The 11,825-nt window shown below is 67.8% G+C and carries 12 protein-coding genes; 9 read left to right on the top strand and 3 right to left on the bottom strand.

All coding sequences use genetic code 11. The annotated features are described in order from the left end of the window. Position 1 precedes the first annotated feature (1 nt). Positions 2 to 1,312, top strand: coding sequence for a D-alanyl-D-alanine carboxypeptidase/D-alanyl-D-alanine-endopeptidase (gene dacB, locus KBY71_RS02725; protein WP_254927458.1), 1,311 nt, complete (start codon positions 2 to 4; stop codon positions 1,310 to 1,312). Here dacB and KBY71_RS02730 read toward each other — a convergent pair. Both KBY71_RS02730 and coaD read right to left on the bottom strand, forming a co-directional pair. Then, on the bottom strand, positions 1,309 to 2,184 hold the full coding sequence (locus KBY71_RS02730; protein WP_254927459.1) for a hypothetical protein: 876 nt from the start codon (positions 2,182 to 2,184) through the stop codon (positions 1,309 to 1,311). The two genes, dacB and KBY71_RS02730, sit on opposite strands and share 4 nt — an antisense overlap. 8 nt (positions 2,185 to 2,192) lie before the next feature. Further along, positions 2,193 to 2,678 (bottom strand): pantetheine-phosphate adenylyltransferase, encoded by a 486-nt coding sequence (gene coaD, locus KBY71_RS02735; RefSeq protein ID WP_254927460.1) that lies wholly within the window; start codon positions 2,676 to 2,678, stop codon positions 2,193 to 2,195. Between the two features lie 75 nt (positions 2,679 to 2,753). On the opposite strand from coaD, the gene KBY71_RS02740 reads away from it, so the two are divergent. The 8 genes from KBY71_RS02740 to KBY71_RS02775 all read left to right on the top strand — a co-directional run bounded on the left by KBY71_RS02740 (position 2,754) and on the right by KBY71_RS02775 (position 9,276). Further along, positions 2,754 to 3,248: a flavin reductase family protein gene (locus KBY71_RS02740; RefSeq protein WP_254927471.1), complete on the top strand. Its 495-nt coding sequence runs from the start codon at positions 2,754 to 2,756 to the stop codon at positions 3,246 to 3,248. Further along, a complete protein-coding gene (gene uvrC, locus KBY71_RS02745; protein ID WP_254927461.1) occupies positions 3,199 to 5,211 on the top strand; it encodes an excinuclease ABC subunit UvrC in 2,013 nt (670 codons plus the stop codon). Before KBY71_RS02740 ends, uvrC begins: the two co-directional genes overlap by 50 nt. A 5-nt stretch (positions 5,212 to 5,216) precedes the next feature. Beyond that, the gene (locus KBY71_RS02750) at positions 5,217 to 5,522 is read left to right on the top strand and encodes a hypothetical protein (RefSeq protein WP_396095059.1); all 306 of its coding nucleotides are present in this window, start codon (positions 5,217 to 5,219) and stop codon (positions 5,520 to 5,522) included. 83 nt (positions 5,523 to 5,605) lie between these two features. Then, entirely contained in the window at positions 5,606 to 5,863 is a 258-nt protein-coding gene (locus KBY71_RS02755) for a glypican (protein WP_254927462.1), read from the top strand. Positions 5,864 to 5,894: 31 nt separating this feature from the next. Further along, positions 5,895 to 7,433: a cryptochrome/photolyase family protein gene (locus KBY71_RS02760; protein WP_254927463.1), complete on the top strand. Its 1,539-nt coding sequence runs from the start codon at positions 5,895 to 5,897 to the stop codon at positions 7,431 to 7,433. A gap of 48 nt (positions 7,434 to 7,481) precedes the next feature. After that, positions 7,482 to 8,072: a protoporphyrinogen oxidase HemJ gene (gene hemJ / locus KBY71_RS02765; RefSeq protein WP_254927464.1), complete on the top strand. Its 591-nt coding sequence runs from the start codon at positions 7,482 to 7,484 to the stop codon at positions 8,070 to 8,072. Beyond that, positions 8,023 to 8,715, top strand: a complete 693-nt coding sequence (locus tag KBY71_RS02770; RefSeq protein WP_254927465.1) for a PHP domain-containing protein — start codon at positions 8,023 to 8,025, stop codon at positions 8,713 to 8,715. The genes hemJ and KBY71_RS02770 overlap by 50 nt, the downstream gene beginning before the upstream one ends. 3 nt (positions 8,716 to 8,718) lie before the next feature. Continuing rightward, a complete protein-coding gene (locus KBY71_RS02775; protein ID WP_315858495.1) occupies positions 8,719 to 9,276 on the top strand; it encodes a hypothetical protein in 558 nt (185 codons plus the stop codon). Position 9,277: 1 nt separating this feature from the next. On the opposite strand, the gene cobN is transcribed toward KBY71_RS02775, so the two are convergent. Further along, positions 9,278 to 11,825, bottom strand: a 2,548-nt coding sequence (cobN, locus tag KBY71_RS02780) for a cobaltochelatase subunit CobN (RefSeq protein ID WP_254927466.1), incomplete at its 5' end; no start/stop codon positions are given.

Here is an 11,825-nt window from a genome sequence, read left to right on the forward strand (position 1 = left end):
CATGACACCGCTCACCCCTTCCCGCCTCGTTGCCCTGGCCCTGTTGCCGGCGAGCCTGGCCCCACTGGTTTCGATCGCGGCACCGGCCCCGCAGACCCCTGCCGTTCCCGCCTTCGCCCCCCTGGCAGCGGCTCCGCTCGCCTCCCTGCCTCCCCTGCCCCCGCCGTTGGGTCTGCCCCTGCTGCAGGGCCAGGTGAGTTGTCCGGTCCTGCAACAGCGCCTCCTGGCCGCGGTGGGAGGGGAGGCTTCGGTGTGGAGCATCAGCATCGCCGATCCCCAAGGACGCCTGCTGGCCGATCTCAATGGCACCCGTCCCCGCATTCCGGCTTCCAATCAGAAGCTGGTGAGCACGGCCTATGCGCTTGATCGTCTTGGGCCTGATTACCGCCTGAACACCCAGCTCTGGCGCCTCACGGACGGCAGCTTCCGCCTCACCGGTGAGGGGGATCCCGACCTGGCCCTGCCCCAGTTGCAACGCTTCGCCAAGTTGGCCCTGGGATCCGGAGGCAGCACCGGGGATGTCCCCAGTGTGGTCAAACTCCAGATCGCCGAAGAGCCTCGCCAGGCCTGGTGGCCCCAGGGATGGCATCCGGATGATCGCTACACCGCCTACGGCGCTCCGATCACCCGCTTGGCCGTCACCAGCAACGCCATCCATGAGGCGGTGATGAACCCGCCCTCCAGGCTCCAGAGCCTGATGACCAAAACCATGGGTCAGAAGGGCACCAAAGTGCAGCTGTCGCTTGTGTCTTCCCGTTCCCCCATGCCTGGGGATGCGGTGCTGCTCCATCAGGAATCCTCGGCGCCGATGCACAATCTGCTGAGCCTGGCCAACACCGAAAGCCACAATTTCACCGCCGAGGTGCTGCTGCGCCAGGCCGCTGGCAGCTGGGATCTGGGCCAGGCGGCCCAGCGGGAAACCCTCTGGCTGATGGAGCAGGGCTTGCCGATGCAGGGTGTGCGGGTAGCGGATGGCAGTGGCCTGGACCGGGCCAACCGGCTCACCAGTCGCTTTCTGGCGGCCCTGCTGCTGCGCATGGACCAGCATCCCTACGGGCGCGATTACCTCGCCTCGATGGCGGTGGCGGGCCAGCGGGGCACCCTGCGCAACCTGTACATCGGGACGCCCTTGCAGGGCAAGTTCTTTGGCAAGACGGGCACGATCAGCGGGGTGCGCTCGATCAGCGGCGTGCTGCTCACGGCGGATGGCCCCCGCTACGTGAGTGCGATCAGCAATGGAGCGGGATCGCCCAATGACACGATCGGCCGGGTGTTGCGCCAAGCGCAGAACACCCAGCTCTGCCCCCTCTAACCGGCCAGTTGCTTGAGGGTGTTGGCCACGCGGCGGCGGCGGCTCACCGGCTCTGACGCTGCAGCTGCCGCCGAACCCTCCGGTGCCTGCAGTCGCACCAGCTCCCGGCGGCCACCCAGCACCACCTGGCTCATCTCCTTGAGCCGACCTTCCAACTCGCCCAGCACCTGCTCGGCGTAGCGGTTCGCCCCCTCCTCGATGGTGCCGGCCTCCTGGCGGCTGCGGGCCACCAGCGCGTCGCACTGCTGCTGGGTCTGCTGGCGGAACTGCAGGGCGTCGTTGTGCAAGCGCTCGGCTTCGCCCTGGCTGTCCCGCTGCACCCGCACGCCCTCCTGGCGGATCTGCTCCAGTTCGGCCATCGCCTGTTGGCGGTTGCGGTCGTGCTGTTCCACCAGCAGGCGGTTGCGTTCGGCGCTCTCCTGCTCGAGCTGTTGGCGCCGCAGCGCAAACTGCTGCTCCATCTGGGCCAGCCGGGCCTGGTGCTCCTGTTCAGCCTGGGCCACCTGCTGGCGGGCCTGCAGCAGCAGCTGCTCACATTGCTGGCGCGCCTGGTCGCGAAGTTCGGCCACCTGCCGCTCCGCCTCCTGGCGGATCGCGGCGCTGTTGATCAGCTGGTCCCGCTCCCGCTTGCCGGCCGCCACGATCTCCTCAGCCTGCTGGCGCGCCTGGCCGATGAAGTCGTCCCGCTGGCGGATCAGCTCAACGGCCTGGCCCAGCTGGGCGGGGAGCGCGTCGCGCAGCGCATCCATCACCTCGATGGCGTCCTGCTCGTTCACCAGTCGCCCGCCGCTGAAGGGAATGCGGCTGCCTTCCAACACGACTTCCTCGAGTTGATCGAGCTGGTCGAGCACGGTGATGGTGACCTCGGCCATGGACGGCACTAAGCAGAAGTCCGATTAAAAAGCCTGGTCAGGTCTTCCGCCACTCCAGCCGGCACCATGTGGCGCACATCGCCACCAAAGCGGGCCACCTCCTTCACCACCGAACTGCTCAGAAAGCTGTGGTGTACAGCAGTGGCCAAGAACAGCGTCTCGACCTGGGGGGCCAGGCTGTGGTTGGTGTGGGCGATCTGCAGTTCAAATTCGAAATCGCTCAAGGCCCGCAGGCCCCGCAGGATCACCTGGGCCTGGCTGCGGGCGGCGAAATCCACGGTGAGCCCATCGAAACTGCCCACCTCCACCCCGCTGAGGTGGGCCGTGGCGCTGCGGATCTGGCCCAGCCGTTGCTCCAGGCCGAAGGCGGGCTGCTTGCTGGGGTTCTGCAGCACCGCCACCATCACGCTGTCAAACAGCCTGGCGCTGCGCTCGATCAGGTCGAGATGGCCCAGGGTGAGGGGATCGAAGCTGCCGGGGTAGAGCGCGCGCATGGGGCCAGCCTATGGGCGAGCGCTGCGTTTCTAGAGTTGGCACCGTTCCCCGCGCCTCCCGGCGCTCCAGCCGCCATGGCCCAGACCGCCGCCCTCAATGCCGAAGCCAAGAAAACCCTGCTGCGCAAGATCCCCCATGGCGTCTTCATCTGTGGCGTGGCAGAGGGAGAAGAGGTGAACGGCTTCACCGCCAGCTGGGTGACCCAGGGCTCCTTTGAACCGCCCCTGGTGGTGATGGCCGTGCGGGCTGACAGCACCAGCAACGGCATGATCCAGCGCACGGGCAAGTTTTCCCTCAACGTGCTGGCTGCCGACCAGAAGGACCTGGCCGCCGTGTTCTTCAAGCCTCAGAAGGGAGTGGGTGGCCGCTTTGATGCCGCTCCCTTCACCCTGGGGGAGCTGGGCTTGCCCATCCTCGACAACGCCCTTGGTGCCGTGGAGTGTGAGCTGGTGGGCCAGGTGGCCCATGGGGATCACACCGTGTTCGTGGGAGAGGTGAAGACCGCCACCCTGCACCGGGATGGTGCCGCCCTGGAGCTGGGGAGCACCGGCTGGCAGTACGGCGGCTGATTTGGCGCTGCCCCTGCTGCAGCAACCCGAACGGCTCAAGGCCCGGCTGAGAGAGGTTCCCTCCGAGCCGGGCTGCTATCTGCTGCGCGACGCCGACGACCGCATCCTCTACATCGGCAAGGCCAAGCTGCTGCGCAACCGCGTGCGCAGCTACTTCCAGAGCGGCAGTGGTCACGGCCACAGCCCGCGCATCTCGCTGATGGTGCGCCAGGTGTGCGAGATCGAGTTCATCGTCACCGACAGCGAAGCCGAGGCGCTGGCCCTCGAATCCAACCTGATCAAGCAGAACCAGCCGCACTTCAACGTGCTGCTCAAGGACGACAAGAAATATCCCTACCTCTGCATCACCTGGAGCGAGGCCTATCCGCGCATTTTCATCACCCGGCGCCGCCGCTTCCGTTCCCCTCTCGACCGTTTCTATGGGCCCTATGTGGATGTGGGCCTGCTGCGCCGCACCCTCACCCTGGTGAAGCGGGTGTTTCCCCTGCGCCAGCGTCCCCAGCCCCTGTATCGCGAGCGCACCTGCCTCAATTTCGACATCGGCCGCTGCCCGGGCGTGTGCCAGGAAAAGATCAGCTCCGAGGCTTACCACCGCACCCTGCGCCAGGTGGCGATGGTGTTCCAGGGCCGCAACGAGGAGTTGCTGGAGCTGCTGCACGAGCAGATGGAGCGCTATGCCGAGCGCCTGGATTTCGAGAGCGCCGCTCGCGTGCGGGATCAGCTCCAGGGCATCGACACCCTCACCGCTGATCAGAAGATGAGCATCGGCGACAGTTCCGTGAGCCGCGATGTGGTCGCCCTTGCGGCGGATGCCCGTCTCGCGGCGGTGCAGTTGTTTCAGATGCGGGCGGGCAAGCTGGTGGGGCGGCTGGGGTTCACCGCCGATGCCGTGGGCGCCGATGGCCAGCCCCTGGAGCCCGGCCGGATCCTGCAGCGGGTGGTGGAGGAGCACTACAGCCAGGTGGAGCCCGTGGAGATTCCGCCTGAGCTGCTGCTCCAGCACCCCTTGCCCCAGCAGGGGCTGATCGAGGAGTGGCTGGCAGAGCGGCGCGGTCGCAAGGTGAAGCTGGCCGTGCCCCAGCGCCAGCAGAAGGCCGACCTGATCGAGCTCCTGGAGCGCAACGCCAGCTACGAGCTGCAGCGGGCCCAGCGCGGTGCCGAGCAGCAGCTGCTGGCCACCGAGGATTTGGCCCAACTGCTGGAACTTCCCAACCCGCCGCGTCGGATCGAGGGCTTCGACATCAGCCACATCCAGGGCAGCGATGCGGTGGCCTCCCAGGTGGTGTTCCTCGATGGCCTGCCTGCCAAGCAGCATTACCGCAAATACAAGATTCAGAGCAGCTCCATCCGCGCCGGCCATTCCGACGACTTCATGGCCATGGCCGAGATCATGCGCCGCCGCTTTCGTCGCTGGGCCCAGGCCAAGGCCGAGGGGGGGGACCTTCAGGCCCTGCGCCGGGCCGCAGACAGCGCCCTACACACCGCAGGACTCAACGACTGGCCGGATGTGGTGATGATCGATGGCGGCAAGGGGCAGCTCTCGGCGGTGATGGAGGCCCTGCGGGAACTCAACCTCCATGAGGAGTTGGTGGTCTGTTCCCTGGCCAAGCAGCGCGAGGAGGTGTTTGTGCCGGGGGCCAAGCAACCCCTCGACAGTGAGCCCGACCAGTTGGGCGTGCAGTTGTTGCGGCGTTTGCGGGATGAGGCCCACCGGTTTGCCGTGAGCTTCCACCGCCAACAGCGGGGCGAACGCATGAAGCGCTCCCGTCTCTCCGATATCCCTGGTCTGGGCCCCAAGCGGGTGAAGGAGCTGCTGGCCCACTTCCGCTCCATCGATGCCATCCAGCTCGCCAGCCCGGAGCAGATCGCCGCGGCCCCCGGGGTGGGTGCGGCCCTGGCGCGCCAAGTGTGGGACTACTTTCATCCCAGTGATGAGCCCGAGGGCGAGGAGTTGGCCAGTTGAGGCGCCTGGCTTGTTCCGTTCTGTTCCCCGTGCTCCTGGCCCTGCTGCTTCAGCTGCTGCCGGGCCTGCCCCCCCCGGCGTTGGCGGCTCCCGGACTCTGCGTGGGACCGGTCTGTGGGGATGAGATCCATCGCAGTGCCAAGCACCATTGGCAGTTGCGGCTGCGGGTGGGTGACCAGCGCGGCCAGCACGAACGGCTGGTGGTGGATTGCAGAAACGGGGTGCTCAGTCCCCTGGCTGGTCCGGTGGAGCGGGGCTACGCCGCCGCCGTGGCGCGGCGCGCCTGCCGCTTGGCGGGTGAACCGGGCTAGGCCGGAACGGTTCTCCGCCCCTCCACCCGCGATTGGAGCGGGGCCGGCGCTCCAGAATCAAGACCCCTCTCCGTGGTGCCGCCATGGTCCGTTTCACCACCCTCCGGGTCGCCGCCCGTGGCGGTCCGCCCCCCCTGCTGGTGGCCCCGGTGCTGGCCCTGGCCGCGGTGGGTGCCCTGGTGATCGTGCCGTTGCTCGCGTTGGCGGCGATTCCGGTGGTGATCACCATCCTGATGGCGATGGGCTGGCTGCTGGCCTGTGGCCTTGGGCTCTGGGCCCTGATCGAGGGCTTGGCGGCCTTCGAGCGTTGGATGGAAGCCGACTCCCGTTTCCAGCAATGACCCGGCCGGCTCCGGCGCAACCGGCACGGCCATGATCGGCATCTGGATCCTGGGGGACCAGCTCTCCCCGGATCATCCCGCCCTCTCGGCCCTGGAGCAGCAGCTCGGCGCTGGCCAGGCCCGCCGCCAGTGCCGCATCCTGCTGCTCGAGAGCAGCTCGGTGCTGGCGGCGCGGCGTTATCACCGCCAGAAGCTGGTGCTGGTGTGGAGTGCCATGCGCCATTTCAGCGAGGAGCTTCGTCAGGCGGGCTGGAGGGTGGACCACCTGGAAACCGATCGGTTTTCGGAGGGCCTCGCCGGTTGGATCAGCCACCATGGCCTCACCGAACTCCAGGTGATGGAGCCGGCGGAGCGGCCCTTTCGCCGCGCGATCGAGCGGCTCACCCTGCCGATCCCGCTGCAGTGGCATCCCTCCAACGCCTTCCTCTGGAGCCGGGAGGACTTCGCGGCTTGGGCCCAGCCCTACAAACAGCTGCGGATGGAGCTCTTCTACCGGGAGGGTCGACGGCGTTACGGCGTTTTGATGGAGGGCGACACCCCCCTGGGTGGCCAGTGGAATTACGACCAGGACAACCGCAAGGCCCCGCCCAAAGGCCTCGCCGGGCCGCAGCCGCAGTGGTTTGAGCCCGATGGGATCACCGAGGCCGTGATCGCCAAGGTGGACCAGCTTGCGGCTGGGCTGGAGGCGGCCGGTGAAGCGGGCCTCCCCGGCTCCAGCCAACCCTTTGGCTGGGCGGTGACCCGGCAACAGGCCCTGGCGGTGCTCGAGCACTTCATCGCCACCCGCCTCGATGGCTTCGGCCCCTACCAGGACGCGATGGTGACGGGCCAACCCACCCTCTGGCATGCCCTGCTCTCCCCCTACCTGAACCTCGGCCTGCTGGGCCCCCTGGAGGTGATCCGGCGGCTGGAGGAGGCAGGCCTGGAGCGCGGCACGCCCCTGGCGTCCCTGGAAGGGGTGATCCGCCAGATCCTGGGCTGGCGGGAGTACACCCATGGCCTGTATTGGTGGTTTGGCGAGGAGTACCCAGCTCGCAACCACTTCGGCGCCGCTCGTCCGTTGCCGGCCTGGCTGGAGCAGCTCGGCGGCAGCGAGATGGCCTGCGTGGACACCGTGCTGGGGGAGCTCAAGGCCACGGGCTACGCCCACCACATCCAGCGGCTGATGGTGCTGGCCAACTACGGCCTGATCGCCGGGCTGGACCCCCAGGCCCTGACGGCTTGGTTCCACCGCATGTTCATCGACGGCTACGACTGGGTGATGCAGACCAACGTGCTTGGCATGGGGCTGTTTGCTGACGGGGGTCTGCTGGCGAGCAAGCCCTATGCGGCCAGCGGCAACTACATCAACCGGATGGGCACCTACTGCAAGGGCTGCCGCTACAACCCCAAACAGCGCAGCGGTGAGACGGCCTGTCCCTTCAATGCCCTCTACTGGGACTTCCTGGCCCGCCACAGCGATGGCCTGCGTCGCAATCCGCGCATGGCTCTGGTGATGAAGCAGTTGGAGAAGATCCCCGCCGAAGAGCTGGCGGCGATTCGGGCAACGGCAACAGCGCACATGGGGTAGGTCTGTCTTGGGCCCTACCTTGTGGGCCTGATCCCGATGCCACCCGCCATGTCGCTCCTGGCCCTGAGCTGGCCTCCGGAGGCCTACCTCTGGTTCAAGACCCTCCACATCGTGGGTGTGGTGGTGTGGTTTGCCGGATTGTTCTATCTGGTGCGGCTGTTCATCTACCACCGGGAAGCGGAGGAGCTGGACGCTCCCTTGCGGCAGGCGTTTCAAGACCAATACGCCCTGATGGAGCGCCGTCTGGCCAACATCATCACCACCCCCGGCATGGTGGTGGCCGTGGTCTGTGCGGCCGGTCTGCTGAGCGTCAACCCAGCCTGGCTCCAGCAGGGTTGGATGCACGCCAAGCTGGCCTTTGTGGCCGCTCTGCTGGCCTATCACGCCTTCTGTTATCGCCTGATGGGCCAGCTCCAGGGGGGTCGCTGCAGCTGGAGCCCCAAACAGCTGCGGGCCCTGAATGAACTGCCCACCCTGCTGCTGGTGATCGTGGTGATGCTGGTGGTGTTCAAGGCCCAGTTCCCCACTGGAGCAGCCACCTGGTTCATCGTGGCCCTGGTGGTGTTCATGGCGGCCTCGATCCAGTTCTATGCCCGATGGCGTCGCCTCAGGGCCGAGCGTCTGGCGGCCGGTGCCTGACCATCCCCTGCGGTCGGTGCTCCGCCAGGTCACGCCGACCTGCTGCCCAACCCGGCTCAATTTTCACTGCCACACCACCTGCAGCGACGGCAGCCTCCCGCCCCTGGAGCTGGCCTCCCAGGCCCTGCAGATCGGGCTGGAGCATCTGGCCATCACCGACCATCACAGCGTCGACGCCCACGCCGTCGTCGAGGCGGCCTTCCAGGCTGCGGCCCGGTGCGGCCAACCGGTGCCCAGGCTCTGGCGAGGTGTGGAGATCAGTTGCCTGCTCGAAGGCTGCCTGGTGCATGTGCTGGCCCTGGGCTTTGGCGAGGAGCACCCCAGTCTTTTGCCCTATCTCCAGGGCCGGTCCGTGGTGGGGGCGTCCCTGCAAGCGGCGGCGGTGCTGGAGGCGGGTCGCCAGGCTGGCGCGCTGGTGCTGCTCGCCCATCCGGCCCGCTACCGGCTTCCCTTTCAGCGCCTGATCGATGCGGCCCATCGGCTGGGATTTGACGGGGCCGAGGCCTGGTACGACTACCGGCTTCAACCCCGCTGGGCTCCCACGCCCCTGGTGTGCGAGGCCATTGCGGCCGAGCTCCAGCAGCGCGGCCTTTTGCTGAGTTGTGGTACGGATACCCATGGTCTTGCCCTCGATGGCCGCTAGGGTTTGCTGACGCTTTCCTGCCAGCCGATGGGTCTGTTTGATCGCCTGTTCGCCTCCCGCGCCGGCAACGCCAGTTCCAACACCTCTCCTGCCAAGCCGAAGAAGGAGGTCGAAACCTTTTTCCTCGATGCCGATGCGTCCAGCAGCATGGGCAATGTGGACTTCATGCGGCGCTCCAACACCATTCGCCGCACCTTCCCCGGAACGGCCGATAGCCCCGGCAACAAGGAGATGGTCGCTGAGGTGGCGTCCATGGAGGCCAAGCTCGAAAGGATGTCCGAGGGGCTGGGCGGTATGACCACCCAGCAGGAGAGTGTGGACCTCACCGGCGGCATCCCCAAGCCGGTGAAGAAGACCTTCGCCCAGACCATGTCGCCTGCCGAGCTGGAGCAGCGCAAGAAAGGGTCCGCCTTGGGCGTCAACGTGCCTGGGGGATCGACCGGGATCGGCAAGCAGAAAGAGCAGGAAGCCTCCGCTCAGTCCCAGATCAACCAGCCCGCCACGGGCAAGGCCGGCGCGATCGACCCCTTCAAACAGATGGTCAGGGACCTGAACAGCTGAATCAAGAGCCCTCGATCTGTCCTTCGCTCTCCAACACCAGCTGGCGCAGATGCTCCAGCTGGTTTTTTTGTGCCCCTTCCCACAGTCCCCGGTTGTGGGCCTCCAGCAGCCGCTCGGCCATGTCCCGCAGGGCCCAGGGATTGCTCTGCTCCAGAAAAGCGAGCACGGTGGGGTCGCGGAGCCACTGGTCGCAGAGGGCGCCGTAACCCCAGTCCGGCACCCGGCCGGTGCTGGCGTCGTAGGCAAACAAATAGTCGAGGCTGGCGGCCATCTCGAAGCCGCCCTTGTAGCCGTGCTGCTGCATCGCCTGGATCCAGCGCGGATTGAGCACCCGGCTGCGCAGCACCTTGTCAAACTCCCGCTCCAGCCGATGCAGCTGCGGTCGGGCGGCCCGGGAGTGGTCCCCAAACCACAGGGCCGGCCGCTGCCCTGACACCCGCTCCACGGCGGCACTCATCCCGCCCTGGAACTGGTAGTAATCATCGGAATCGAGCAGATCGTGTTCCCGGTTGTCCTGGTTGTGCAACACCACCTGCACCGCAGAGAGGCGCTGCTCCAGGCCGGCCCGGTCCGCCCTGGCCTCGATCCCCGCCTGGCCTGGGCCCCCTGGCTGACCGTCGTAGCGCCAACTGCTCCAGTTGAGGAAGGCCTCGCCCAGGTCGCCCCGCTGCTCCCAGTGGCCGCTGTCGATCAGCCCCTGGAGCCCGGCTCCGTAGGCCCCAGGGGCGGAGCCGTACACCCGGGCGCTGTGGCCTTCCCGCCGGCAGGCGGCCGCCAGGGGGTTTTGGGCCTCCGTTTCATCCAGGGCCGCCACCAGGTCGGTGGCCCGGTTCACCCAGGTCACCAGCTGGGGGAAGGCGTCGCGGAACAGCCCGGAGATGCGCAGGGTGACATCCACCCGCGGGCGCCCGAGTAGGGAGAGCGGAATCACCTCCAGGTCGACCATCCGGCGGGTGGGACCATCCCAGACCGGCCGCACCCCAAGCAGGGCCAGCACCTGGGCGATGTCCTCGCCGCCATTGCGCATTGTCGCCGTGCCCCATACCGACAGCGCCAGGGTCTGCAGGTGCTCCCCCTGCTCCTGCAGGTGCAACTCGAGCAGCAAGTCAGCACTGCGGCGGCCGAGGTCCCAGGCGGCCTCGGTGGGCAGGCCGCGGAGGTCAACGCTGTAGAAATTCCGGCCCGTGGGCAGGAGATCGGGCCGGCCCCGGGTGGGGGCGCCGGAGGGACCGGCGGCGATGCGCTCCCCTGCCAATCCCCGCAGAAACCCTTCGCGTTCTGTCCTGTCGCAGGCGAGCAGGCGCGGCAGCAGCACCTGGCGCAGGTGACCCAGGGCCTGGGTCAGGGCGGGGCCGTGGCTGGCCTGGTGTCGATCCTTGCCGTGGCTGGCCAGTTCCTGGCGCACCAGGGAGAGTGCCCGCTGCTCCAGCAGTGCCACCCCGTCGCCCACCAGACGCGGCGGATCGCCGCCAAAGCTGGCCTGGAGCCGCCGCTGATCCTCCGGTTCCAGGGCGGAGGCATCGGCATCAGACCAGGGATCCAGGCCGAGGCCGAGGTCACGGGCCAGGGCCTGGGTCAGGCCGGGCTGCTCGGCCAGGGGGCAACGGGCGAGACAGAGCAGCAGCTCGGCCAGCCGCTCCGGTTCCGGCAGGGTGCCGTAGGTGTGGAGTCCCAGGCGGATCTGGGCTTCCTTCAATTCACAGAGATAGCCGTCGGCGGCATCAAGGCGCGCATCCAGTTCGGCGGCGGTGCCGAGGGGCAGCTGGAGGCTCTCCAGCTGCTTGGCCAAGGCGAGGCGCAGGGGGCCGGCCCGCTCGCTGCCCAGTTGGCTGGCTTCCCAGTACTCATCCAGCAGCACCTCCAACTGCTGCAGCTCGCCATGGAGCCCGGCCCGCCCTAGCGGTGGGGTGAGGTGGTCGAGGATGACCGCCTGGCTGCGCCGTTTGGCCTGGGACCCTTCCCCGGGGTCGTTGACGATGAACGGATAGAGATGGGGCAACGGGCCGAGGGCCCACTCCGGAAAGCAGCAATCCGAGAGTCCCAACCCCTTGCCCGGCAGCCACTCCAAATTGCCGTGCTTGCCCACATGCACCACGGCATGGGCGCCGAAGCCTTGGCGCAGCCAGAGGTACTGGGCCAGGTAGGCATGGGTGGGGGGCAGATCGGGGCTGTGATAGCTGAGGCTCGGGTCGCGGTCGTAGCCCCGTTCGGGCTGGATCAGCACGGTCACGTGGCGCCAGCGCAGGCCTCGGATCGGGAAGCAGGCCCTGCCTCCCCTCGGCGTTTCCAGGGCCGCATCCTGGTGCGGAGGCCCCCAAACCGCTTCCAGGCGCTCGCGCCCCTGGCTGGGCAACTGGTCGTACCAGGCCAGGTAGTCCTCGAGAGGGAGATGGTCGAGCGGGGGGCGGTGCCCGCTTTCCGGGTCATTGCTGCGGCCGGCCAGCAGCTGCTGGATCAGCTCCTCCCCGCTGCTGGGCCACTCGGGCCCGAGGGCATAGCCCGCCTCGGCCAGCCAGCGCAGCATCAGGGCCGTGGAGGCCGGGGTGTCG

Source organism: Cyanobium sp. T1B-Tous, assembly GCF_024345475.1.
Classification (GTDB): Bacteria; Cyanobacteriota; Cyanobacteriia; order PCC-6307; family Cyanobiaceae; genus Cyanobium_A.

Coding starts and splice junctions, on each gene's coding strand:
- dacB (WP_254927458.1), top strand. CDS start 2: ATGACACCGCTCACCCCTTCCCGCCTCGTTGCCCTGGCCCTGTTGCCG.
- KBY71_RS02730 (WP_254927459.1), bottom strand. CDS start 2,184: ATGGCCGAGGTCACCATCACCGTGCTCGACCAGCTCGATCAACTCGAG.
- coaD (WP_254927460.1), bottom strand. CDS start 2,678: ATGCGCGCGCTCTACCCCGGCAGCTTCGATCCCCTCACCCTGGGCCAT.
- KBY71_RS02740 (WP_254927471.1), top strand. CDS start 2,754: ATGGCCCAGACCGCCGCCCTCAATGCCGAAGCCAAGAAAACCCTGCTG.
- uvrC (WP_254927461.1), top strand. CDS start 3,199: ATGGTGCCGCCCTGGAGCTGGGGAGCACCGGCTGGCAGTACGGCGGCT.
- KBY71_RS02755 (WP_254927462.1), top strand. CDS start 5,606: ATGGTCCGTTTCACCACCCTCCGGGTCGCCGCCCGTGGCGGTCCGCCC.
- KBY71_RS02760 (WP_254927463.1), top strand. CDS start 5,895: ATGATCGGCATCTGGATCCTGGGGGACCAGCTCTCCCCGGATCATCCC.
- hemJ (WP_254927464.1), top strand. CDS start 7,482: ATGTCGCTCCTGGCCCTGAGCTGGCCTCCGGAGGCCTACCTCTGGTTC.
- KBY71_RS02770 (WP_254927465.1), top strand. CDS start 8,023: ATGCCCGATGGCGTCGCCTCAGGGCCGAGCGTCTGGCGGCCGGTGCCT.